Annotated in this window: 22 protein-coding genes; all 22 read left to right on the top strand. The window is 26.3% G+C overall.

Going from position 1 to position 24,224, the window contains the following annotated elements:
- The first annotated feature begins 20 nt into the window (after window positions 1-20).
- Window positions 21-3,536 carry a transcription-repair coupling factor gene (mfd, locus tag E0D94_RS13690; RefSeq protein WP_130808093.1) on the top strand — a complete coding sequence of 1,172 codons (3,516 nt, stop codon included), beginning with the start codon at window positions 21-23 and terminating at the stop codon, window positions 3,534-3,536.
- A gap of 51 nt (window positions 3,537-3,587) precedes the next feature.
- Window positions 3,588-4,655: a peptidylprolyl isomerase gene (locus E0D94_RS13685; RefSeq protein ID WP_165442976.1), complete on the top strand. Its 1,068-nt coding sequence runs from the start codon at window positions 3,588-3,590 to the stop codon at window positions 4,653-4,655.
- A 124-nt stretch (window positions 4,656-4,779) separates the two neighbouring features.
- Window positions 4,780-5,331: a stage V sporulation protein T gene (gene spoVT, locus E0D94_RS13680; protein WP_130808091.1), complete on the top strand. Its 552-nt coding sequence runs from the start codon at window positions 4,780-4,782 to the stop codon at window positions 5,329-5,331.
- Window positions 5,332-5,443: 112 nt separating this feature from the next.
- Window positions 5,444-7,060, top strand: a complete 1,617-nt coding sequence (locus E0D94_RS13675; RefSeq protein ID WP_130808090.1) for a putative polysaccharide biosynthesis protein — start codon at window positions 5,444-5,446, stop codon at window positions 7,058-7,060.
- Between the two features lie 78 nt (window positions 7,061-7,138).
- A complete protein-coding gene (gene yabN / locus E0D94_RS13670; RefSeq protein WP_165442975.1) occupies window positions 7,139-8,596 on the top strand; it encodes a bifunctional methyltransferase/pyrophosphohydrolase YabN in 1,458 nt (485 codons plus the stop codon).
- 117 nt (window positions 8,597-8,713) lie between these two features.
- Complete coding sequence (locus tag E0D94_RS13665; RefSeq protein ID WP_130808088.1) at window positions 8,714-8,995, top strand: HU family DNA-binding protein; 282 nt, start codon at window positions 8,714-8,716, stop codon at window positions 8,993-8,995.
- 118 nt (window positions 8,996-9,113) lie between these two features.
- The gene (locus E0D94_RS13660) at window positions 9,114-9,986 is read left to right on the top strand and encodes an ABC transporter ATP-binding protein (RefSeq protein ID WP_130808087.1); all 873 of its coding nucleotides are present in this window, start codon (window positions 9,114-9,116) and stop codon (window positions 9,984-9,986) included.
- A gap of 9 nt (window positions 9,987-9,995) precedes the next feature.
- The gene (locus E0D94_RS13655) at window positions 9,996-10,799 is read left to right on the top strand and encodes an ABC transporter permease subunit (protein WP_130808086.1); all 804 of its coding nucleotides are present in this window, start codon (window positions 9,996-9,998) and stop codon (window positions 10,797-10,799) included.
- Between the two features lie 14 nt (window positions 10,800-10,813).
- The gene (locus tag E0D94_RS13650) at window positions 10,814-11,608 is read left to right on the top strand and encodes an ABC transporter permease subunit (protein ID WP_130808085.1); all 795 of its coding nucleotides are present in this window, start codon (window positions 10,814-10,816) and stop codon (window positions 11,606-11,608) included.
- Between the two features lie 64 nt (window positions 11,609-11,672).
- Complete coding sequence (locus E0D94_RS13645; RefSeq protein WP_130808084.1) at window positions 11,673-11,915, top strand: RNA-binding S4 domain-containing protein; 243 nt, start codon at window positions 11,673-11,675, stop codon at window positions 11,913-11,915.
- A 97-nt stretch (window positions 11,916-12,012) separates the two neighbouring features.
- Entirely contained in the window at window positions 12,013-12,291 is a 279-nt protein-coding gene (yabP, locus tag E0D94_RS13640; RefSeq protein WP_242620551.1) for a sporulation protein YabP, read from the top strand.
- Window positions 12,292-12,322: 31 nt separating this feature from the next.
- Window positions 12,323-12,772: a spore cortex biosynthesis protein YabQ gene (gene yabQ, locus E0D94_RS13635; protein ID WP_130808083.1), complete on the top strand. Its 450-nt coding sequence runs from the start codon at window positions 12,323-12,325 to the stop codon at window positions 12,770-12,772.
- Window positions 12,773-12,864: 92 nt separating this feature from the next.
- Window positions 12,865-13,251: an FtsB family cell division protein gene (locus E0D94_RS13630; protein WP_130808082.1), complete on the top strand. Its 387-nt coding sequence runs from the start codon at window positions 12,865-12,867 to the stop codon at window positions 13,249-13,251.
- 84 nt (window positions 13,252-13,335) lie between these two features.
- Window positions 13,336-13,731 carry a S1 RNA-binding domain-containing protein gene (locus E0D94_RS13625; RefSeq protein ID WP_130808081.1) on the top strand — a complete coding sequence of 132 codons (396 nt, stop codon included), beginning with the start codon at window positions 13,336-13,338 and terminating at the stop codon, window positions 13,729-13,731.
- A 275-nt stretch (window positions 13,732-14,006) separates the two neighbouring features.
- The gene (spoIIE, locus tag E0D94_RS13620) at window positions 14,007-16,391 is read left to right on the top strand and encodes a stage II sporulation protein E (RefSeq protein WP_165442974.1); all 2,385 of its coding nucleotides are present in this window, start codon (window positions 14,007-14,009) and stop codon (window positions 16,389-16,391) included.
- A gap of 79 nt (window positions 16,392-16,470) precedes the next feature.
- Entirely contained in the window at window positions 16,471-17,145 is a 675-nt protein-coding gene (locus E0D94_RS13615; protein WP_130808079.1) for a vWA domain-containing protein, read from the top strand.
- Between the two features lie 3 nt (window positions 17,146-17,148).
- Window positions 17,149-18,006 (top strand): protein kinase domain-containing protein, encoded by an 858-nt coding sequence (locus tag E0D94_RS13610; RefSeq protein ID WP_130808078.1) that lies wholly within the window; start codon window positions 17,149-17,151, stop codon window positions 18,004-18,006.
- A 12-nt stretch (window positions 18,007-18,018) separates the two neighbouring features.
- Complete coding sequence (tilS, locus tag E0D94_RS13605) at window positions 18,019-19,410, top strand: tRNA lysidine(34) synthetase TilS (RefSeq protein WP_130808077.1); 1,392 nt, start codon at window positions 18,019-18,021, stop codon at window positions 19,408-19,410.
- Between the two features lie 2 nt (window positions 19,411-19,412).
- Window positions 19,413-19,949 carry a hypoxanthine phosphoribosyltransferase gene (gene hpt, locus E0D94_RS13600; RefSeq protein WP_130808076.1) on the top strand — a complete coding sequence of 179 codons (537 nt, stop codon included), beginning with the start codon at window positions 19,413-19,415 and terminating at the stop codon, window positions 19,947-19,949.
- A gap of 76 nt (window positions 19,950-20,025) precedes the next feature.
- On the top strand, window positions 20,026-21,948 hold the full coding sequence (gene ftsH, locus E0D94_RS13595) for an ATP-dependent zinc metalloprotease FtsH (protein WP_130808075.1): 1,923 nt from the start codon (window positions 20,026-20,028) through the stop codon (window positions 21,946-21,948).
- A 435-nt stretch (window positions 21,949-22,383) separates the two neighbouring features.
- The gene (locus E0D94_RS13590; RefSeq protein WP_165442973.1) at window positions 22,384-22,704 is read left to right on the top strand and encodes a DUF3870 domain-containing protein; all 321 of its coding nucleotides are present in this window, start codon (window positions 22,384-22,386) and stop codon (window positions 22,702-22,704) included.
- Window positions 22,705-22,721: 17 nt separating this feature from the next.
- Complete coding sequence (locus E0D94_RS13585; RefSeq protein WP_207289801.1) at window positions 22,722-24,218, top strand: acetyl-CoA hydrolase/transferase family protein; 1,497 nt, start codon at window positions 22,722-22,724, stop codon at window positions 24,216-24,218.
- Window positions 24,219-24,224 lie beyond the last annotated feature (6 nt).

Genomic DNA, 24,224 nt, shown 5'->3' with positions numbered 1-24,224 from the left:
TATTTTAAGGAGTGTGTCAAATGAATGTGTTTAAAGAGCAATTGAATAATCTTGCTTCTTACAATGAATTAATAAAAAATTTAAAAAATAAATTGTCACCTATATCTCTTCATGGATTATCTAAAGAAAATATATCACATATAGCATATGCTGTAAAAGAAGATTTAAAAGGACAAGTGCTTATAATAACTTATGATGAATTAAGAGCTAAATCAATAATAGAAGATTTAGCATTGTTTGATGCACAAAATTCTGAGATTTATCCTGCTAGACAATTAGTTTTTTATGATTTTGATGCAGTTAGTCATGATATTTCAAACCAAAGACTTAAAGTATTAGATAGACTTATTAATGAAGAAAATATCATAGTAGTTGCGAGTATTGAATCTATTTTAAATAGAGTTATGAAAAAGGATATATTTAAGAAATATAAGAAAGAAATAAATTTTGGTGATAGCTTAAATTTAGATGAAATTATAAATTCACTTATAGTTCAAGGATATGAAAGAGTAGATATGATAGAAGGACATGGGCAGTTTAGTGTAAGAGGTGGAATAATAGATTTCTTTCCTACAACAAATGAATATCCTTTTAGAGTTGAATTATTTGATGATGAGGTAGATTCTATAAGAACATTTAGCTTGAAAGATCAACGTTCAATAGAAAACTTTACTGTGGCTAAAATTACTCCAGCTAAAGAAATATTTATAGAAGAACAGTTTAAAGAAAGTATAAAAGAAAAAATTAAAAAAGAGTTAAATAGTACGTTAAAGAAATTTAAATTAAATAAAGAAGAACAAAAAGCTGAAAATTTAGAAGAAAAATTTAAATACTATATTGAACGAATTGATAGTAATCTTTCAATAGAAAATTTAGATATTATATTACCTTATATGATAGAAAATTTATCTAATATAATTACTTATATTAAAAGTAATAGTACAATTTTAGTAGATGAACCAAATAGAATAAGTGAAAATATAAAGTCATTAAATGATGATTTTTTAGAAAAATATAGAGATCTTTATGAATCAGGTGAGGTATTAAATTCCCATAAAGATATTTTTTATAATTATGAACAAATAATTGAAATGTTAAATTCTAGAAATGTAGTTACTATGACTGGATTACTTAAAAATAATAAGGATTTTAAACCTAAAAAGATAGTAAGTATATCTACTAAATCTGTTCAAGCATTTCATAGTAAACTGGATATATTAAAAGATGAATTGAATCGTTTAAGATATAAAGGATATAAAATAGTTATATTATCAGGAACTGATGAAAGGGGAAAGAGATTATCTAAAAATTTAAAAGAAAAGAGTATAGATAATATTTATTCTGATACTTATGATATAGATATAAAGACAGGCCAAGTAGTTATAGTTCCCGGAACTATAGCATCTGGTTTTGAGTATCCTGATATTAAATTTATGATAATAAGCGATAAAGAAGTTTTTGGAACTATAAAAAGAAAAAGAAGAAAGAAAAATAAAAAAGATCAAAAAAATATAAGCTCCTTTAGAGATTTAAAAGTAGGAGACTATGTAGTACATGAAAATCATGGTATAGGTAAATATATTGGAATGGAACAACTAGTAGTAGATGGAATAAAAAAAGATTACCTATCTGTAAGATATTCAGGAAAAGATAGACTATATATACCAGTTGATCAAATGGATTTAATTCAAAAATATATTGGAAGTGAAGTAGGCAAAACTAAAGTAAGTAAATTAGGAAGTGGAGAATGGGCTAGAACTAAAAGTAAAGTTAAAAAAGCTATAAAAGAAATGGCAATAGACCTATTAGAGCTTTATGCAAAAAGAAGAACAGTAAAAGGCTTTAGTTTTTCTAAAGATCAACCTTGGCAAAATCAATTTGAAGACACATTTCCATATGAAGAAACAGAAGATCAAATTAAATGTATAGAAGATATTAAAAGTGATATGGAAAAACCATCTCCTATGGATAGACTACTATGTGGAGATGTAGGATATGGAAAAACAGAGGTAGCTCTGAGAGCTGCATTTAAAGCTACTTTAGATGGCAAACAAGTAGCCATGCTTGTACCTACTACAATACTTGCACAACAGCATTTTAATACTATGGTAGAAAGATTTAGTGATTTTCCTATTAATGTTGAAATGCTAAGTCGCTTTAGAACACCTAAAAGACAAAAAGAGATAATTAAAGATTTAAAAAGTGGAAATATAGATGTAATAGTTGGTACACATAGACTACTTACGAAAGATGTAAAATATAAGGACTTAGGACTCTTGATTGTAGATGAAGAGCAAAGATTTGGTGTAAAACATAAAGAGACAATAAAAGAAATAAAAGAATCAGTAGATGTATTAACACTTACTGCTACTCCTATACCAAGAACCCTTCATATGGCACTAATAGGAGCAAGGGACATGTCTGTAATAGAAGAACCACCTGAAGAAAGATATCCTGTTCAAACTTATGTAGTTGAGTATAATGAAAATATGATCAAGGAAGCTATATTAAAAGAAGTAAATAGAAAAGGTCAAGTATATTTTGTATATAATAGAGTTCGTGGTATCAGAAAAATTGCAGCTAGATTAAAGGAATTATTGCCTGAAATAAGAATAGTTGTAGCTCATGGTCAGATGAGTGAAAGAGAACTTGAAAAAGTAATGCTTGATTTCATGAATGGTGAATATGATGTATTAGTTTGTACTACTATAATTGAAACTGGACTTGATATATCAAATGTAAATACTATGATAATATACGATGCAGATAAAATGGGATTATCTCAATTATATCAATTAAGAGGTAGAGTTGGTAGATCAAATAGAATTGCATTTTCTTATTTTACTTATGAAAAAGATAAGGTGTTAACAGAAGTAGCTGAAAAAAGGTTAAAAGCTATAAAAGAATTTACAGAGTTTGGATCAGGCTTTAAGATAGCTATGAGAGATTTAGAAATAAGAGGTGCTGGAAACATATTAGGAGCGGAACAACATGGACATATGACTTTAATAGGATATGATTTATATGTTAAATACTTAGAAGAAACAGTAAATAAATTAAAAGGTAATATTGATACTGAAAGAGTAGAAACTACAGTAGAAGTTAATGTGGATGCTTACATTCCTAATAAATATATACAAAATGCAGAACAAAAAATAAGGATGTATAAGAGAATTACATCTATTGATGATAAAGAAGAATATAGAGATTTATTAGAAGAGTTAATTGATAGATATGGCGATATACCAAGACCTGTAGATAATTTACTTAGGATTGGATATATAAAATCTATTGCAAACAAATTGATGTTCACAAATCTGTCACAAAAGGATGATATTCTTATACTTGAATTTGATAAAAATTCTAAGATGAATCCTGAAATGATAAATGCATTATATGATAGTTTTGGACGAAGGATGACATTTGATTTATCTAGTACTCCTGCAGTGAAATATAAACTTAATAATACTTCACAAGATAAGATACTTACAGCATTAGAAGAGATATTTGAAAAGATAAAGAGTTTAAAGAACTAAAAAAATAATATATAATGAGTTAGTATAGTATAAATTAAGGAGATGATGTATTTGATTAAAAATAAAAGAGTGATTTGGGCTTTGATATTGCTAATCACAGTATCTGTATTTATATCAGCATGTAGCGATGAAAAAACAGAAGAAGCTGTTGCAAAAGTTAATGATGAAAATATTACAGAAGATGAACTTGATAAATATGTAGATTATAGAAAGAAAGAAGCAGAGTTAAGTGGTTATATTGCTCCTGAAATGTGGGATCAAGTTATAGAAGGCAGTGAATTCACTTATGAGCAACAATTAAAGCAAAGCTCGTTACAAGATTTAATAAATCAAAGAGTGTTACTTCAAAAAGCTGATGATGAAGAAATTGAAGTAACAGATAAAGAATTAGATAAAGAATTAGAAGAATTTAGAAATACAGAAGAAACAAAAAAGAATTTTAATGATTATTTAGACCAACTAGGAATTTCAGAAGAATATTTTGAAGAAATGTATAAACAAGGTATGAAAATTAATAAACTTATGGATAAATTAGTTAAAATAGATGAAGAGTCTGTAAAAGAAGAGTATGAAGCTAATAAAGAATCATATGACAAAATACAAGCAAGTCATATTTTAGTAGATACTACAGAAGAAGCAGAAGAAGTTAAAAGCAAGATAGAAGAAGGGAAAGATTTTGCAGAACTTGCAAAAAAATATTCTACTGATCCAAGTGCAGAACAAAATGCAGGGAACTTAGGATTTTTTGGTAAAGATGCAAATTTAGTTCCAGAATTTAAAGATGCAGCATTTAAACTTAAAAAGGGAGAAGTATCAGAACCAATAAAAAGTGAATATGGATATCACATAATAAAAGTTACTGATGAGAAAAAAGGATTAGAAGCAAATGAGGAAGAAATAAAAGAAAAATTAAAAGGCGAGAAATTTAATGAAAGAGCTCAAGAGTTAATAGAAGAAGCAGATACAGAGATATTGATTGATTTTGAAAAAGAAGCAGAAAAAAATAAAGAAAATAATACTGATGAAAATTCAGAAGAAGAAAAGAAAGATGATAACAATTCAGAAGAAAGTCAAAATCAAGATGAAAACAAAGAAAATCAACAACAAGAAAGCGAATAAAAATAAAACTGCCATATGGCAGTTTTATTTTTATAGAAAAAATTATCTATGATGTATAAAAAATGGCAAATAGTAAAATAATAATTCTAACTTGAATACATATTAATTTTACAGGAGGAATAAAATGAAAGCTACAGGAATAGTTAGAAGGATAGATGATTTAGGAAGGGTAGTTATACCAAAAGAAATTAGAAGAACACTTAGAATAAGAGAAGGAGATCCTTTAGAGATATTTACTGATAGACAAGGAGAAGTAATCTTGAAGAAATATTCTCCAATAGGAGAATTAAATGAGTTTGCAAGTGAATATGCAGATTCTTTAAATGAAACTACAGGTTATACTACTTTAATTTCAGATAGAGATAATATTATAGCAATATCTGGAGGCACAAAAAAAGGTTATTTAAATAAAAGATTAAGTCCTGAACTTGAAAAGTTAATTGAAGGAAAAGAAATATATTTAACTGAAGGTAATACAAAACCTATACGTATAACTGCAGAGGAATATAATCCTGATAATTATACATCTCAAGTCATATCACCAATAGTAACTCAAGGAGATCCTATTGGAGCAGTTATATTATTATCGAAAGAGTCTAATAATAAGATGGGCGAATTAGAAGTAAAACTTTGCGAGACAGCATCTCGCTTTTTATCAAAACAAATGGAGCAATAATAAGTGCCTACCTTATGGTAGGTATTTATTATTGTTTTTTGTTTTCAACCTATAAACTTTCTGATATAATCAAAGTATTGGTTTTAGAGATAATATTAGGAGGAACAAATAAATGAGTAAAGATAATTTTTTAAAAGGGGCTGCTATATTAAGTATAGCTGGTTTTCTTGTTAAAATATTAGGAGCAGTATATAGAATACCTCTAGCAAATATGATAGGTGATACTGGAATGGGTTATTATCAAGCTGCTTATCCAATATATACACTTATGTTTGCACTTTCAACAGCAGGAATACCTGTTGCTATAGCCAAATTAGTATCAGAAAAAAATTCTATTGGTGATTATAGAGGAGCGCAAAGGATATTTAGAATATCTTTTATAGGGCTTTTAATTGGTGGGATATTAACTTCATCATTTGTATTCTTAGGAGCAAAAACTATAGCTGATAAAATAGGTAACTCAAATGCTTATTATGCACTTATAGCACTTGCACCTGCACTTTTATTTACACCTATAATGTCAGCTTTTAGAGGGTATTTTCAAGGTAGGCAGGATATGACACCTACTGCTTTATCACAAGTAATAGAACAACTTGCAAGAGTAGGAATGGGATTATTATTAGTTGCATTAATTCTTAGATTTGATAAAGGGCTTCCTATGGCAGCAGGTGGAGCTTCCTTTGGTGCTTCAGCAGGGGCCCTTTTAGGAAGTATTACTATTATATATATTTATTTAAAAAGAAAAAATAAAATTAGAAGAGAAATAAGAAGATCAGAAAGATTTAAAAAACAAGATACTTCTCAAATAATAAAAAGTATATTAGTAATAGCTATACCAATTACAATAGGTGCTTCAGTTGTACCACTTTTTGGAACAATAGATGTTGCAATTGTTATGAGAAGGCTCCAAGACATAGGTTATACTGAAAAAGAAGCTTCAGGATTATATGGTCAACTTACAGGAATGGCACAAACTTTAATAAACTTTCCTCAAGTATTTTCAGTTGCAATAGGGTCAAGTCTTGTACCAGCTATATCAACAGCTTTTGCTAGAAGAAAATTTAGTGAAGTTAAAAAAACTGCCAGTTCAGGAATAAGGGTTACTTTGCTCATTGGACTTCCAGCAGCTATGGGACTTTTTATATTAGCTGAACCTATTATAAAATTACTTTATTTTAGCAATCCAATTGAAGTTCAAGAAAGTGCAGGTTCTATACTTAGGGTACTATCTTTCAGTGTAATATTTTTGACTTTAGTTCAATCACTTACTGCTATACTTCAAGGTATGGGAAAAGCCTTTATTCCTGTGAGGAATCTTATAATTGGAGCACTAGCAAAAGTGGTAATAGTATATGTATTAACTGGAATACCTGGAGTTGGAGTTAAAGGAGCAGCAGTAAGTACAATTACAGCTTATATGATAGCTTCATTTTTAAATTTAAGAGCTGTAAAGAAGTATGCAAGAATTCGATTTAATTTAATAGATTTATTTTTCAAGCCTATTCTATCAGTAGCTATAATGACTTTAATTGTATCATTAAGCTATAATTTATTAGATGGATTTATTGGTTCTAGATTAGCTACATTAACTGCAATTGGACTTGGAGGAATTAGTTATGGATTTGCTTTACTTTTAACATCAACTATAACAAGCAAAGACTTTGAATTGCTACCTGGAGGAAATAAATTAGCTATAAAATTGAAAAAAATAGGTTTACTTAGAAGATAGTACTTGATTTTATATTAATTTAGCAATATACTTAAAAGAGACTGATGCTTACTCTCTTTAAAGCTTATGGAGGTTTTTATGTCAATAATAAATATAATTGGTTTGGGATTTGGTGACATTAGTGATTTGAATTTTAAAAGTATAAAGGCTTTAGAAAAACATAAGAATTTCTTTAGAACAGATAAAAGCTCAATTATAGATTATTTGAATGAAGAAAATATTGATTACTCATCTTATGATCATATATATGAGACTGAAGAAGATTTTGATAATGTATATATTAATATCGCCAATGATTTAATAGAAAATAGCAAGAAATATTCTGTTATCAACTATTGTGTTCCTAAAAGTCCTTTGTTATTTGATAAGGTTACTCAGATATTATTGAATCATCAAATTGACAAACAAATTAAAATTAATATTTATAATAATGGTGGTTTTATAGAAAATGTATTTAATATATTAGAAAAACCTATGACAAGTAATATTAAAGTGATAGATGCTTCAGATATAAAAGCGACTACTTTAGATTTAAATAGTGATTTGATAATTTTTGGAATTTATGATAATCTTATTGCATCAGAAATAAAAGTACATTTAGAGGAAATTTATAGTGATAATCATCCTATTGAAATAATAAGCAGTTTCTTAAAGAAAAAAAAGTACTCTATATCATTATATAAATTAGATAGACTTAATGACTATAATCATGATTCAACTATATATATTCCAAAGATAAATAGTAATAAAAATTCATATGACATGAATAATCTTATTGAGATAATGGAAAGATTAAGAAGTAAAGATGGTTGTATGTGGGATAATGAACAAACTTTTGAATCTTTAAGAGAATATTTAATAGAAGAATCTTATGAAGTAGTTGATGCAATAGATAGAGATGATATAGATGCTTTAGAAGAAGAACTAGGAGATTTATTGTTACAAATAGTTTTTCTAAGTCAAATAGCCAGAGAAGAAGGGTATTTTAATATTTGGCACGTTATAAGCTCTATTTCAAATAAGATGATTTATAGACATCCTCATGTGTTTTCTGATACTTTAGTAAATAGTGTAGATGATATAAGTGATAATTGGGACAAATTAAAAAATAAAAATAAAGGCATAAATACTATTACTGAAAGTATGATGAGTATACCTAAAGAATTTCCAACACTTTTAAAAGCATATAAGATTCAAAAAAAAGCATCTAAAGTTGGATTTGATTGGGACTATAAAGAAGATGCATATAAAAAGATTCAAGAAGAAATAATAGAATTAAAAGTTGCTATAGATCAAAAAGTAATTGAAAACATAGAAGATGAATTTGGAGATCTTTTATTTGCAATAATAAATTTTGGAAGATTTTTAAATGTTAATCCTGAGACTGCTTTAAATAGAACCATACATAAATTCATATCTAGATTTAAATATATAGAAGATACAATTTTAAAACAAGGAAAAACATTAGAAGAAAGCAATTTAGAAGATATGGATAAATTATGGAATGAGGCAAAAAAATTTAGATTAAATTTCTAAAAAAAGAAGGATTTTCATAAAAAAACTAGAATAAGCTATTTATAGCTTTTCGATCCATGATATAATGGATTTTATAAATCAATACTTAATACATGAAAAATTAAGGAGGAATTATTAATGAACAAAGCAGAATTAATCACAAGTATTTCAGAAAAAAGTGGGTTGACTAAAAAGGATGCAGAAGGAGCATTAAATGCATTTATAAAAAGTGTAGAGGAAGCTTTAGTTGAAGAAGAAAAAGTTCAATTAGTTGGTTTTGGAACTTTCGAAGTTAGACACAGAAAAGCTAGAGAAGGAAGAAATCCAAGAAATCCTGAAGAAAAAATCCAAATACCAGCATCAAAAGCACCTGTATTTAAAGCAGGAAAAACATTAAAAGAAACAGTAAATAATAAGTAATCTTAAAAACTTTGTTGATTTCAATCAACAAAGTTTTTTTATTATTTTATTGATTAAATTTTTAACATATGATATTCTGTAATTGACCATATAAGTCAACTTTTGAGGAGGGGAATTAATGGGTATAATTGAAACTGAAAATTTAACAAAATATTATGGAAAATCACTTGGGATAAAAGATGTAAATTTAGATATAAAAGAAGGAGAAATATTTGGATTTATAGGACCAAATGGTGCTGGTAAATCAACTACCATAAGATTATTATTAAATCTTATATATCCTAGTGGAGGAAAAGCAAAAATATTTGGGAAAGATGTTATAGATTGTGGTCCTGAAATAAGAGGAAATATAGGGTATCTTCCTTCAGAGATTTTTTATTATGAAAAAATGAAAGTAAAAGATTTACTTAATTATTCTGCAAGCTTTTATAAAGGGGATTATTCTAATAGGATAAAAAAGCTTTCAAATGCTATGGAATTAGATTTAGACAGAAAAATAGAAGACTTATCCTATGGAAATAAAAAGAAAGTAGGTATAGTTCAAGGATTATTACATGAACCAAAATTAATTATATTAGACGAACCTACAAGCGGATTAGATCCTCTAATGCAGCAGAAATTCTTTGAAATAATAAAAGAGGAAAATCAAAAAGGTGCTACTGTATTTTTTTCATCTCATATATTATCAGAAGTTCAACAACTTTGTAATAGAGTAGCTATTATTAGAAAAGGATCTATTGTAGAGGTTGAAGATATAAAAACACTTCGAGAAAATAATTATAAAAAAATATCTATAAGAGGTCAAGAATTAAACAAGGATTTATTTGACTTTGATGGAGTTACAAAATTAGAAAAAAATCAAGATGAAATAACTTTTTTCTATAAAGGTGATATAAATATAATGATAGAAAATATAAATAAAATAGATTTAAGGGATGTTATGATTCAAGAGCCAACTTTAGAAGAAATATTTATGCATTATTATAGGTAGGTGAAGATAATGAATATATTTAAGCATGAATTTAAAATGAAAATAAAATCTATAATTATTTGGTCTCTTTCTATATCTGGATTTATGTTATTTTATATGGCATTTTTTCCTGGATTAGCTCAAGACTCTGCAAGCTTTAATCAGCTTATGGAAAACTTTCCAGAAGAATTTTTACAAGCTTTTGGAATGCAATCTGGACTTTCTTTTACTACATTGATAGGATATTTTACTCTTACATTTAGTATTATACAACTTGTAATTGCAATACAAAGTGCTAATTATGGTTTTTCTATTCTTTCGGAAGAGGAAAGAGAATTGACTGCAGATTTTTTAATGACTAAACCTGTATCAAGAAAAAAGATATATTTTTCTAAATTTTTTGCAGCTTTTTTAGGATTATTAGTAACTGCAATATCTATATCAATATCAAGTTTTATAGCTCTTGAGATATTTAATAATGGAGAGGTATATGATAAACAAAATATAATTATAGTGCTTAGTACAGTACCAGTATTTCAATTATTTTTTCTTGGAATAGGCATGCTTATATCTGTAATTGTAAACAAAGTAAGATCAGTACTTAGTTATTCCTTTGGCCTTACTATAGGTCTTTATGTAGTTAATTCAATAAGAGGCATAATAGATAGTGATTTATTAGGGTATATTACTCCATTTTATTATTTTGAACCAGGATATATTTTGAAAAATGGAGAATATAATATAACTTTTTTATTTATAGGAATAATAGTTATGCTTGTATCTTTTATATTAAGTTACATCTTATATTTAAAACGTGATATTCATTCATTGTAAGAGAGGTGAAAAATGTGAACATAATTAGAAGAGAGTTAAAATCTAATTTTAAATCTAGAATGATATGGTCTGTGAGTATGATTTTACTTATTATAGCTGTGTTTATAGAATTTAGTGCTTTTAAAGATAGTCCTGAAATAAATGATGTACTTAATGCTTTTCCAGACTCAGTACTAAGTGCACTTGGGATGGGTAATGCTGATATGACTACTTTATCTGGTTTTTTGAGTCTTATCTCACTATATATCTATTTGCCTTTATCTATTCATGCATCACTTTTAGGAAGTTCAATTATTTCAAAGGAAGAAAGAGACAAAACAGCTGAATTTTTATTTACACTTCCTGTTTCAAGAAAAAAAGTAATAGTAAATAAAATCATAGCATCTACTTTAGAAGTTATAAGCTTAAATTTTTTAACAGCTTTAACTATAGTTATAATGGGATTACAACATAATCCTGATGAAAAATTTTATAAGTTTTTATTACTTTTATTTCTAGGAATATTTTTAACTCAATTAATATTTTTAAGTATTGGTATTCTTATAGCTTCAATAACAAAAAGATATAAGAAATCGGGAAATATTTCACTTACAATTTTATTTGTAACTTATATAATATCTGTACTTATGGGACTTACAGATAAAATTGATTTTTTAAAATATATAACTCCATTTGAATACTTTAAATCATCATACATATTAGAGAATTTAGAATTGAAATTAGTTTATATTGTGATATCAGTTATAATAATAGCAATTAGTATGATAGGAACATTTAGAGTTTATCCTAAAAGAGATTTGTATATTTAGAATATTGTAATATAAAGCTTAATATTATAAAATTGAATTATAATATATCTTAAGGGGTGAAAAAATGAGAATAGATAAATTCTTAAAGAATTCTAGAATAATAAAAAGAAGAACGGTAGCAAAAGAAGCATGTGATACTGGCCGTGTTTTAATAAATGAGAATGTTGCAAAGGCAGGTTCGGAAGTATCTGTAGGTGATAAAATCGAAATCAATTTTGGTAATAATACAATGAAAATAGAAGTATTGAAAATTTTAGAACATGCACCTAAAGAAAAATCATCAGAAATGTATAAAGTGGTTGAATAAAAAGCACCTGATAAATGAATTCATTTATCAGGTGCTTTTTGTAATAAATTAATATGCAGTTTCATATCTTATTCTATAGATATAAGGAGGGGATAGTGTGGAAAAGGACATGAAATTACAAAATTTATCTTTAGAAAATAGAGAAAAATTAAATATATCAGGAGTAGAACAAGTAGAAAGTTTTAATGAAAGTCAAATAGTGATTTATACAGTAAGAGGATCTTTAACTATAAAAGGAGAATCTTTAAATATAAGCAAGTTAAATCTTGAAGATGGAAATGTTAAAATTGAAGGAATGATAGAGTCTCTTGCTTATAGCAATAAAACAAGTACAGGGTCAAAAGAAGGAAGTTTTTTAAAGAAAATGTTTAAATAGTTAAAATGTCTATTTTAACTGGAGGAGTAATATGTCAAATTTAGTATTAGAACAATTTTGTATATTAATTAAATTAATTATAGGTGGAATTATTTTAGGCTTTATATATGATTTATATAGAGTATTTAGATATTATCTGAAGCCAAAAAGAATTGCTACAATGATAGAAGACACTATATTCTTTATATTAATATCTATTATAGTATTACTTTTATTATTTTATACTAACTCAGCAGAACTTAGATGGTATGTTTTTTTAGGATTTTTAGTTGGTAGTATTCTTTATAAAATAATATTTAGTAAATATATAATAAAAATATTAATTTTTATTATGAATAAAATTATAAAGGTATTTAAAACAATACTTGGTACCGTAATCTCTCCTATTAAAATATTAATAAATATAATAAAAAAACCTCTTAAAAAAATATTAAAAAAGATAAAAAATGGGTATAAGGATAGTGATAAGGGAAAAAAATAGGAATAATGTTCTATATTTATTGCTTTAAAATATGGAAATTATAGCATATAATATAATTATATATAAAACTATTTAGGAATAGAGGACCTAATATGAAGAAGAAGAAAAATAAATTTAAAATAAAATATATATTGATAATAATATTTACTATCTATTTAGCAAGCATATTTATAAGACAAGAGTTTGAGATAAATAAACTTGAATCTAATATAAAAGATCAAGAACAGAAAAAAACAGAATTAAAAGAGTATATTTCTGAAAACGAAAAAAAAGCTGAGTATTTAAATAATATATCATCTGCTAAAAATCCAGTTAATTATATGAATTCTTTAGATAATGAGAAGCAAAAAGAAGAGTATAAGAAAGTTTTAGAACATATAGAGAATGTGGCAAGAGAAGAATTGTTTATGGTAAAACCTAATGAAATAATTTACATAGATAAAAATAAGTTAAAAAATGTATTTGATGAAACACCTTAGAAAATAGGTATATTGACAGATATTAAATATTCATATATACTTTAGTAGATTAGTATAGATATTAAAAGGAGGAGTATTGTATTTATGCCCGTTAAAGTAGGTAGTATTGTTGAAGGAACAGTTACTGGTATAACTAATTTTGGAGCGTTTATTCAGCTAGGAGAAGGTGAGACTGGATTAGTTCATATTTCTGAGGTTTCAGATGATTATGTTAAAGATATTAATAATTATTTGAAAAAAGGACAAAAAGTTAAGGTAAAAGTTTTATCTATGGAAAAAGGCAAAATTAGTTTATCCATAAGACAAGCTAAACCAAAAACAAGTAATCCACAAGAAATTGATTGGTCAAAAAAAGCTGATCCAAAGATGAAAGGCTTATCATTTGAAGACAAACTTTCAAAATTTCTAAAAGACAGTAACGAAAGACAAGATCAAATTAAATCTAGGGATTCAAAAAGAGGTATGAATTCTAAATCTTAAATTCAATAAAATAATAATATTTGATTTATTATAGCAATCATAATATTTATTAAACGATATATTAAAATGTTAACATTTTAATATATCGTTTTTTATTATATTTGAAAAATTTGTAGAATCAAAAAAACATGGTAAAGCTGATAGTTAGTTAAAAAAATAAAAAAAATCTACTTTTATGACGAAAAGTTTTTAAGTTTGGACAACCATAATTGACAAATATTTTACTTTTACTTTGTTAGAATATATGTAGGTAACGATAGAGGATGGTGGTTCTAATGATAAATACGGAATTAAATAATCTAAAAATTAAGAAAGATAGTAAGAAAATGATTATACAAATGTTAAGAGAAATATATAAAAAAGAAATTACAATGAATAGTATAGCATTATTTTTAATTTCTTTATGTATATCTAGAGCATCTGTAATGAATAACTTAACACCTTTTGGAATAGCTTTTTTAGTATCGTACTCTTTTAAGTATAAATCTAAGATTTCTATATTAATAGCAGTATCTATTGGAACTATAACAATACATGGTTTAAATAGTTATCAATATATTATTCCCATGGTTATGCTATATTTATTAATTAATATATTAGATTTTAAAGACAAAAAAATATTTTTCTCACTATTAACAGCATCTATACTTTTTATTTTTAGAAGTATGATTATGATAGGAACTGACTTTTATATATATGATTTAATGATAATTATGTTTGAATCAATTATAGTTTTCTCAATATCATTTATATTTACATATAGCATAAATTTTTTAGATAATATTAAGAATAGATTATTCACTAATGAAGAAATGATTTCATCAGTAATTATGTTATCCATAGCAGTGACAGGAGTATCGGATATTTCAATATTTTCTTTATCTATAATGGATATATTAGGAGTTTTTCTTATATTGTTTTTTGCATATACAAGAGGTATAAGTATGGCTACTGTTATAGGTGTTAGTATAGGACTTATAAGCTCAATGTCTAAGGTGGACATGCCATATATAATCTCAATATTTGCTATATCAGGGTTACTTGCCGGTGTATTTAAGGATATAGGTAAAATTGGAATAATATTAGGTTTTACTTTAGGAAATTTGATAATGTCATTTTATATAAATGGTTTTTCTACAGAAATAATAGGATTTAAAGAAATAGTAATAGCATCTATTATATTCTTTATAGTTTCTAAGAAAATTTCTGGAGTTAGTAATAAAATAATTATAGGATCAGATAGAGGTTATTTAGTAGAAGATGTATATAGTAATAGAATAAAAGATATTACTTTTAGAAGATTAAATGAATTTTCAAGTGTATTCAAAGAATTATCAGATATTCTCAAGAAAGTTTCTTATAGAGAAAATATATTAGAAGAAAATGATATATCCTCTTTAATGGATTCTATTTCTTCTGAAATATGTGGTAAATGTTCAATGAATAGAATATGTTGGAAAAATGATTTTTATAATACTTATAATAAAATGTTTGAAGTAATAGTAAAATTAGAAAATAAAGGAGTAATTTCTGAAAGAGATTTACCAGAATTGTTTCATAATAGGTGTAAAAATAAAAATAATTTCGTTGAAAAAATAAATAATATATTTAATATTTATAGATTAAATTATAAATGGGAGAAAAAAATTACAGAAAGTAGACAAATGGTATCTCAACAATTAAATGGTGTAAGCAATATAATAAAAGATTTAGCAAAAGAAATATATACAGATATAAGATTCAAAGAAGAAGTTGAAAGAACTATATTCAGTGAATTAAGAAAAGAAGATATACCTATAAAAGAAATAACAGTTACAGAATCAAATGAAGGAAAGTTTGAAATATATATAGATTTAAAAATAACTTGTAATAAAGAAAGGATGATTTCTAAGGTGATTAATATAGCATCAGAGGTAGTAGGATATAGATTAATAAGGGATAGATTTTCTACAAGTGATTTAGACTATGATAAAGGAGTAAGATTCAAACTTATAAAATCCAATAGATATAGTTCTGTGACAAGAGTTGCGGTGTGTTATGATAATGATAATTATATTTCTGGAGATAGTTATACATTTGGTGAAAGACAAAATAACTATTACGCAGTACTTAGTGATGGTATGGGTAGAGGAGAAAAGGCTAAAACAGAAAGTAGTATTACCATAAATTTATTAGAAAAATTCTTGGAAGCAGGATATGATAAAGAATTGGCATTAAGAACTATAAATTCAATATTAGTATTAAAATCTAATGAAGAAGTTTTTACAACTATTGATATGTCTATTTTAGACTTATATAAAGGAAATGCTCAATTTATAAAAATAGGCTCAGCTCCTACTTTTATAAAAAGGAGAGATAGAGTTGAGATAATAAATTCCAACACACTTCCAGTTGGAATATTAAAAGAGGTAGATTTTAATATTTATGAGAGTAATATTGAAGATGGGGATTTTATAATAATGATGTCAGATGGATTGTTAGATTCAAATGAAGAGGTTTATGACAAAGAAAAATGGATGAAAGATATAATAGAAAATATAAATAGTAAAAATCCACAAACAATAGCTGATCAAATTTTAAAAAATTCAATAGATATATCAAGTGATAATAGTAAAGATGATATGACAGTATTAGTAACTAAAGTATGGAAAAAAAGGTAAAGCTTTTGCTTTATCTTTTTTGTTTATCTATCTCTCTATTGGCAATACTTATTTTTAAAAGATAATAGGGGGTAGTATAATGCAAAAAGAAATATTTCTTAAACAAATAATATTAGTCACAGATGGTGAATCAAACAGTTTTAAAGATCCTATTAATATCACTAAAAAAGTAATTAAAGAAGGAATAACTGTCAGTACAATAGGTATATTAAATGAAAAAAGTAACACTAGAGCAAAATTTGAATTAGAAAGTATAGCTAATATAGGTAAAGGAGTATGTGAACTAACAAATATAGAAAACTTAAGTTCTACAGTATATAATGCAACAAAAAAATCAATATATAATACATTGCAATCTGTAATAAATACTGAATTAAAAAAAGTAGTAGGTAGCGATATTTCAAATATAGATCCAACATGTAGACAAAAAGTAATAATGATGATGGAAGATTTATCAGATTCATTTGATTTAAAGACTATTATATTATTAGACACAAGTAAAAGTATGGATTTAAAAGTTAATGCTGCAAAAAAATCAATAATAAATCTTTTAAACACACTAAAATCCAGAAAAGGTAAAAACTATATAGCAGTTATGATTTTCCCTTATAAAGATAAAGATTGGAAACTTATATGTGATTTTACTGATAATATAAGAACACTTAAAAAAAGTTTAAAAAGCATAGTTATAGAAGGTCTTACTCCTACTGGAGAGGCATTAGAAAGTGCATATATGTATATGAAAAGAGATTAAAGTATGACTATAGATATTATAAAGGGAAGATGGAATAAGAATATATATATAATAGAAAAAGAGTTAGGTAGAGGAAATATAGGAACTGTTTATTTAGTAAGCAATAATAAAGGTAAAAAAATTGCTTTAAAATGTTCCGATGATATAGCATCTCTTACAACTGAGTTTAATGTATTAAAAAAATTGTCATTATCATTTATACCTAAGGTTTATGATTTGGATGATGCATATATTAAAGATAGTTACAAATATTTTTTTGTTATGGAATACATAGAAGGAATTTGTTTAAATGAACATATAAAAAATAAATCTAATATAGAAGAACTACTTGAAATATCATATGAACTATCAAAAAAATTATATGATATTTATAAATTAGGGTATACTTATTGGGATATAAAATTTGAAAACATAATAATTGAAAAGAATACTAAAAAATTAAAATTAATAGATTTTGGAGGAGTAACAAAAAATAATCATTCAATAAAAGAATATACACCTTCATATAATATTAACTCATTTCTTGATACACCTTTTTATGATGATAGAGCATTAGTGTTTTCTGTAAACCTTTTATTAATTTCATCTTTAACTAAGCAAAGTTATAATCCATTGACAAATAATATTGAAGATATAATATATAGTATGAAGCCACTAGAAATTAATGATGATATTAAGACTTTGATTACAAGAGGATTAAAAGGTAAATATAATATAAGTGATTATATATATGATATAAATAATATATTAAATTGTAATGAAAACTTATATATTATTAAATTTATAGATAGATTTTTTTTGATTAGTTTAAGTCTTTTTTTGATTTTTTTAGGGTTTTTATTTAAAATATACATAATTTAAATGAGGGATTAGATGGAGAATAAAGTATTAAAAACAATAGAAAAATATAATCTAATAAAAAAACATGACAATATTATAGTTGGAGTATCAGGTGGACCTGACTCAATTTTTTTATTATCAATATTAGATAAAATTAAACAAAAAATCAAATTTAACATAGTAGTTTGCCATATTAATCACGGAACAAGAGGAATTGAGACAGACAAAGATGAAATCTTTGTAAAAAAACTATGTAAAAAAATGAAAGTTGATTTTCACTCTATAAAAGTTGATATGAATGGATATGCTAAGGAAAAAAGTATATCTTCAGAAGAAGCAGGAAGAGAATTAAGATATGATTTTTTTAGAAAAATTTTGAAAAAATATAATAATAAGGGTAGCGTTGCTGTAGCTCATAATAAAAATGACCAAGCAGAAACTATGATTATGAGATTTTTAAGAGGTACAGGTATAGATGGGTTAAAAGGAATGGATTTTAAAAATGGTGACATTATTAGGCCTGTATTAAATATAAGTAGAGAAGAAATAGAAAAATATATAGCTGATAATGATATAGAAGTAAGAATAGATGAAACTAATAAAATGGACATTTATAGAAGAAATAAGATAAGATTAAATTTAATACCTGATATTAAAGAAGAATATAATCCATCTATAATTGATACTCTTTATAGAACTTCTAAGATAATGAAAGTTGATTCTGACTTTATAAATAATTATGCTAATACACAGTTTGATAACTTAAAAACTCAAATTTCAAAAGAAAAAATTTCATTAGATAAACATAATTTAATTAATCAACATAAAGCAATACAATATAGAATAATAAGACTAGCAATTGAAAGATTAATAGGTCATTTAAAAGAAATAGAACAAATACACATAGAATCAATAATAAATTTAATGGAAAATAATATTACAGGTAAAAGAATAGATATATCTAATGGAATAGAAGCATTTATAAATTATAAATACTTAGAAATAAGATTGAAAACTAAAGAAGAGAAAATAATATTAGATAGACAATTAAATTTAAAAAATATTAATTATATAAATGAATTAGGATTAGAAATAACTTTAAAAGTTGAAGATTTTAATAAAAATAAAATAAATCAAAAAGACAGGTTTATAAAATATTTTGATTATGATAAAATAGTAGGTGGTTTGTTTATAAGGTTTAGAAAATCAGGAGATAAATTTAAACCTTTAGGAATGAAAGGAAATAAAAAATTAAAAGATTTTTTTATTGATGAAAAAATTCCAAGAGAAAATAGGGAAAAAATACCGATTATCTATGATAAACAAGGAATTTTATGGGTAGTAGGTCATAGAATAAGCGAAAATTATAAAGTTAATTCTACTACAAAAAAAGTTTTAATGATTGCTATAAAAAATAGGGGGTAAAGATGAAACAAGATATTAAAGAAGTTTTAATTGATGAAACACAGATTCAGAAGAAAAATAGAGAATTAGGTAAGATGATATCAGAACACTATAGAGGTGAAAAATTAACAGTTATTTGTATACTTAAAGGTGCAATAATGTTTATGAGTGACTTGATAAAAAATATAGATATACCTTTAGAAATAGATTTTATGGATGTATCAAGCTATGGTGAAGGAACAACATCTTCTGGTGTAGTAAAGATTGTTAAAGATTTAGATTCTAGTATTGAAGATAAAAATATATTAATAGTAGAAGACATTATAGATAGTGGATTAACACTTAGTTATCTTATGAAAATATTAAAATCTAGAGGACCAAAAAGCATAGAAATATGTACTTTGTTAGATAAACCTACAGGGAGAACAATTGATATGGATGTTAAATATGTAGGATTTACTGTTCCAGATGCATTTTTAGTAGGTTATGGATTAGACTTTGCAGAGAAGTATAGAAATCTTCCATATATAGGTATATTAAAAGAAAATGTATACCGTTAACTATAATTGTATTTTAAATACATCTGTGATAAAATGATTTAATATTAGTCTTTTTAATTTGGAAGGAGGAACACTTTTGAGGAAGTTTTTTAGAGGTATAAGTGCTTATCTGCTTATATTCGTAGTTATTGTATTAGTAGTAGGACTATTTATGGATGGTCAAGCTGAAACTGTACAATTTAGTTATTCAAAATTTAAAGAAGAAGCAGCAAAAGGGAATATAGAATCAGTAACATTGGTTAAAAATAGAGTTCAAGGTACATTAAATGATGAGGCAAAAACTAAGTTTACTTCATATATACCAGAAGTAGAGAAAGAATATTATGATGAAATAATTGAAGAAACCGGTATAGAAGTTACTGCTGAACCAGACCCAGGGACTCCTTGGTATATTAGCGCATTACCAACTATATTTATGATACTTATATTTATAGTATTTTGGTTTGTATTTATGCAAAAGTCACAAGGTGGCGGAGGACGAGTAATGTCCTTTGGTAAGAGTAAGGCAAAAATGCATAAAGAAGATCCTAAAAACAAAATTACATTTGAGGATGTAGCAGGACTTGAAGAAGAAAAAGAAGAATTAGTTGAAGTAGTTGATTTTCTGAAAAATCCTAAAAAATTCACACATTTAGGTGCTAGAATTCCTAAAGGGGTTTTAATGGTAGGACCTCCAGGAACAGGTAAAACATATCTTTCTAAAGCAACTGCTGGTGAAGCAGGAGTACCATTTTTTAGTATAAGTGGTTCTGACTTTGTAGAAATGTTTGTGGGTGTTGGTGCATCGAGAGTTAGAGACTTATTTGAACAAGCTAAGAAAAGTTCACCTTGTATTATATTTATAGATGAAATTGATGCAGTAGGTAGAAAAAGAGGAGCTGGACTTGGCGGTGGTCATGATGAAAGAGAACAAACACTTAACCAACTTCTAGTTGAAATGGATGGATTCGGAATAAATGAAGGTATTATAATTATAGCAGCAACAAATAGACCTGATATATTAGACCCTGCTCTTTTAAGACCAGGTAGATTTGATAGACAAGTACAAATTGGAGTTCCAGATATTAAAGGGCGTGAAGCTATATTAAAAATTCATGCTAAAGGCAAGCCATTAGCTGAAGATATAGATTTAAATGTAATAGCAAGAAGAACTATAGGATTTACTCCAGCAGATTTAGAAAACTTAATGAATGAAGCTGCATTACTTTCTGCAAGAGAAGATTTAAAGGAAATACCAATGAGACTTTTAGAGGAAGCAATTACAAAAGTTATAGCTGGACCTGAAAAACGTAGTAGAGTAAGAAGTGAAAAAGAAAATAAACTTACAGCTTATCATGAAGCTGGTCATGCAGTTGTAGGAAAATTACTACCAAATGCAGATCCAGTGCATATGGTTACTATAATGCCTAGAGGTAGAGCTGGTGGGTTTACTATGAGTTTACCTACGGAAGATAGAAGTTATATGTCCAAAACAGAAATGGAAGAGAAAATTGTTGAGTTATTAGGTGGTAGAGTAGCAGAAAAATTAGTTTTAGATGATATAAGTACGGGTGCTTCAAATGACCTTGAAAGATCAACTAAAATAGCACGTGATATGGTAACTCATTATGGTATGAGTGATAAGCTTGGACCTATGACTTATGGAAAAGATGATAGTCAAGTATTCCTTGGTCAAGATATAGGTAGAAGTAAGGATTACAGTGAGGAAGTAGCTTCTGAAATTGATCATGAAATGAGAAGAATAGTAGAAGAAGCATATGAAAGAGCTGTAAATATTCTTACAGAAAATATAGATAAACTTCATGAAGTGGCTCAAAAATTATTAGAACAAGAAACATTAAATAAAGATGAATTTAATGCTATCTTTGAAGAAAAAATTGAAAAACAAGAAGCTTACGATGAAGAAAGTGAAACTGATATAAGGAATGAAAATATCGGAGAAGAAAATATAGAAGATAAAATAGTTGAAGAAGATAAAGATATTGATAAAGAAGAATAAAAATATGGCTCATTGAGCCATATTTTTTATGTTATTAAATTTCCTGTCGTAATTTCCCGGGGAATACATTGAAATGTCGAAAGAATAAAGGAATATTTCAAAAACAAATGAATAATAGTTATATTAAAAGGAAAAAATATTAATTTTATACTTGTATTATAATTATCATTATATTATAATGTATTTAAAGAAAAATATTTAGAAAATTTAATAAAGATACCATATGGTTGTGGTGATAAAATAACCTTTTATCAATAAAATAACTATAGCACGGTAGTCTAAGTTCAACCCTTAGTTCTACTGTGCTTTTTTATATTTTTTTTAATAGTTAATAATTAAACAAAGGGGGGTGTGAAAAAATTCTTCATATAATTATCTATGAAAGCAAGTTTTCTGTTAAAATATAATTAAAAGCTTTTAATTGGAGTGATTGAATTGGATAAAAATCAAGTCTTTTTAACAGGTTATGCTAAACTTCCTGAGGGAATTACTGCAAGAGAATTATATGGAGTAGTAGCACTTGCAATGACAGTAGATAAATCTACAGGAGAAATATTAGATGTTGAACCAACATTGTCTACTTATCTTGGAAGAACATTTGTAAAAGAATTATTAGTAGGTGAAAAAATAAGCGATTTAAATCATTTAGAAATTAAGGTGAAAAAACATTATTTTGGTTCTGCAAAAAAAGCTATTTTAACAACTATAAAGATGTGTCATAAGAGTTTTAGTAAAATAAATGGTAAATTAGTATAAAACAAGGGGGAATTTAGTTGATAGAAAATAGATTGAGAAATGAAGAACTCAAAAAAAGGATAATGGAACCAAGTGAAGCCGCAAAGCTTTTTGAAAAAGGCATGACAGTGGGAACTAGTGGATTTACACCAGCTGGTTATCCAAAAGCAGTACCTCTTGCAATAGCTGAAAGAAAAGAAAGTGGAGAAGATTTGGAGCTTACTATAATAACTGGTGCATCTGTAGGAGATGAGCTGGATGGAGCCCTTGCCCGTTCGGGAGTACTTAAGAGGAGATATCCTTATCAAACTAATAAAGATTCTAGAAACGGTATAAATGATAATAAAATAGAATATGCTGATATGCATCTAAGCCATACGCCACAATGGGTTAAATATGGTTTTTTTGGTAATATAGATATAGCTTTAGTAGAAGCTGTTGCAATAAGAGAAGATGGCGGTATAATACCTTCTACATCAGTAGGTAATTCTAATGTATTTGTAGAAAAGGCGGATAAAGTAATAGTAGAAATAAATACTAGTCAACCTTTATCACTTGAAGGAATACATGATATATATTCACCAAAAAACCCACCAAATAGAGAACCTATTCCTGTAACAAAAACTGAACAAAAAATAGGTACAGATTATATACCATGTGATCTAGAAAAAATAGTTGCAATTGTTATTACTGATAAAAAAGATAGGACTCGCCCAGTAGCACCTATTGATGAGACATCTAAGAAAATTTCAGGTAACCTTATAAACTTTTTAAAGAAAGAAGTTGAAGAAAATAGATTACCAAAGAATTTATTGCCATTACAATCTGGGGTAGGAAGTGTAGCAAATGCTGTACTAGGAGGTCTTATAGATTCTGACTTTGAAAATCTTAAGATTTACTCAGAGGTAATCCAAGATTCTGCACTTGATTTACTTGACTCAGGTAAAGTTGTATTTGCATCTGGAACTTCATTAACAGTATCACCAGATAGATTAGATAATTTTTATCAAAATTTTAGTAAGTATAGAGATAAAGTAATACTTAGACCACAAGAGATAAGTAATAACCCAGAAGTAATAAGAAGACTTGGAATAATAGCAATGAATACAGCTATAGAAGTTGATATATATGGAAATGTAAATTCTACTAATATAATGGGATCTAGAATGATGAATGGAATAGGTGGTTCTGGAGATTTTACAAGAAATGCATATTTATCAATATTTACAACTGAATCTATTGCAAAAAATGGAGATATTTCATCAATAGTACCTATGGTATCTCATCATGATCACACAGAACACGATGTTCATGTAATAGTAACAGAACAAGGTGTAGCAGATTTGAGAGGATTAAGCCCTAAAGAAAGAGCTAAGGTAATAATTGAAAATTGTGCACATCCAGATTACAAAGAAAAACTCTATGAGTATTACAATGAATCATTTGATGTTTGTAAGCACAAACATACACCTCATTGTATTGAGAAATCGTTATCATGGCATGCAAAATTTTTGAAAGAAGGTAGTATGAAGTAAGAATAT

This window comes from Senegalia massiliensis (assembly GCF_900626135.1).
In the GTDB taxonomy this organism is placed as follows: domain Bacteria; phylum Bacillota; class Clostridia; order Tissierellales; family SIT17; genus Anaeromonas; species Anaeromonas massiliensis.
The sequence above is the reverse complement of the archived record's forward strand: the minus strand, read 5'-3'. Positions and strand labels throughout refer to the sequence as shown.

What these genes read in the sequence shown, in the direction of transcription:
- spoVT (WP_130808091.1), top strand. Translation starts at nt 4,780, where the DNA reads ATGAAAGCTACAGGAATAGTTAGAAGGATAGATGATTTAGGAAGGGTA.
- yabN (WP_165442975.1), top strand. Translation starts at nt 7,139, where the DNA reads ATGTCAATAATAAATATAATTGGTTTGGGATTTGGTGACATTAGTGAT.
- E0D94_RS13675 (WP_130808090.1), top strand. Translation starts at nt 5,444, where the DNA reads ATGAGTAAAGATAATTTTTTAAAAGGGGCTGCTATATTAAGTATAGCT.
- E0D94_RS13660 (WP_130808087.1), top strand. Translation starts at nt 9,114, where the DNA reads ATGGGTATAATTGAAACTGAAAATTTAACAAAATATTATGGAAAATCA.
- E0D94_RS13630 (WP_130808082.1), top strand. Translation starts at nt 12,865, where the DNA reads ATGAAGAAGAAGAAAAATAAATTTAAAATAAAATATATATTGATAATA.
- E0D94_RS13665 (WP_130808088.1), top strand. Translation starts at nt 8,714, where the DNA reads ATGAACAAAGCAGAATTAATCACAAGTATTTCAGAAAAAAGTGGGTTG.
- spoIIE (WP_165442974.1), top strand. Translation starts at nt 14,007, where the DNA reads ATGATAAATACGGAATTAAATAATCTAAAAATTAAGAAAGATAGTAAG.
- yabQ (WP_130808083.1), top strand. Translation starts at nt 12,323, where the DNA reads ATGTCAAATTTAGTATTAGAACAATTTTGTATATTAATTAAATTAATT.
- E0D94_RS13655 (WP_130808086.1), top strand. Translation starts at nt 9,996, where the DNA reads ATGAATATATTTAAGCATGAATTTAAAATGAAAATAAAATCTATAATT.
- E0D94_RS13625 (WP_130808081.1), top strand. Translation starts at nt 13,336, where the DNA reads ATGCCCGTTAAAGTAGGTAGTATTGTTGAAGGAACAGTTACTGGTATA.
- E0D94_RS13610 (WP_130808078.1), top strand. Translation starts at nt 17,149, where the DNA reads ATGACTATAGATATTATAAAGGGAAGATGGAATAAGAATATATATATA.
- tilS (WP_130808077.1), top strand. Translation starts at nt 18,019, where the DNA reads ATGGAGAATAAAGTATTAAAAACAATAGAAAAATATAATCTAATAAAA.
- E0D94_RS13615 (WP_130808079.1), top strand. Translation starts at nt 16,471, where the DNA reads ATGCAAAAAGAAATATTTCTTAAACAAATAATATTAGTCACAGATGGT.
- E0D94_RS13645 (WP_130808084.1), top strand. Translation starts at nt 11,673, where the DNA reads ATGAGAATAGATAAATTCTTAAAGAATTCTAGAATAATAAAAAGAAGA.
- mfd (WP_130808093.1), top strand. Translation starts at nt 21, where the DNA reads ATGAATGTGTTTAAAGAGCAATTGAATAATCTTGCTTCTTACAATGAA.
- hpt (WP_130808076.1), top strand. Translation starts at nt 19,413, where the DNA reads ATGAAACAAGATATTAAAGAAGTTTTAATTGATGAAACACAGATTCAG.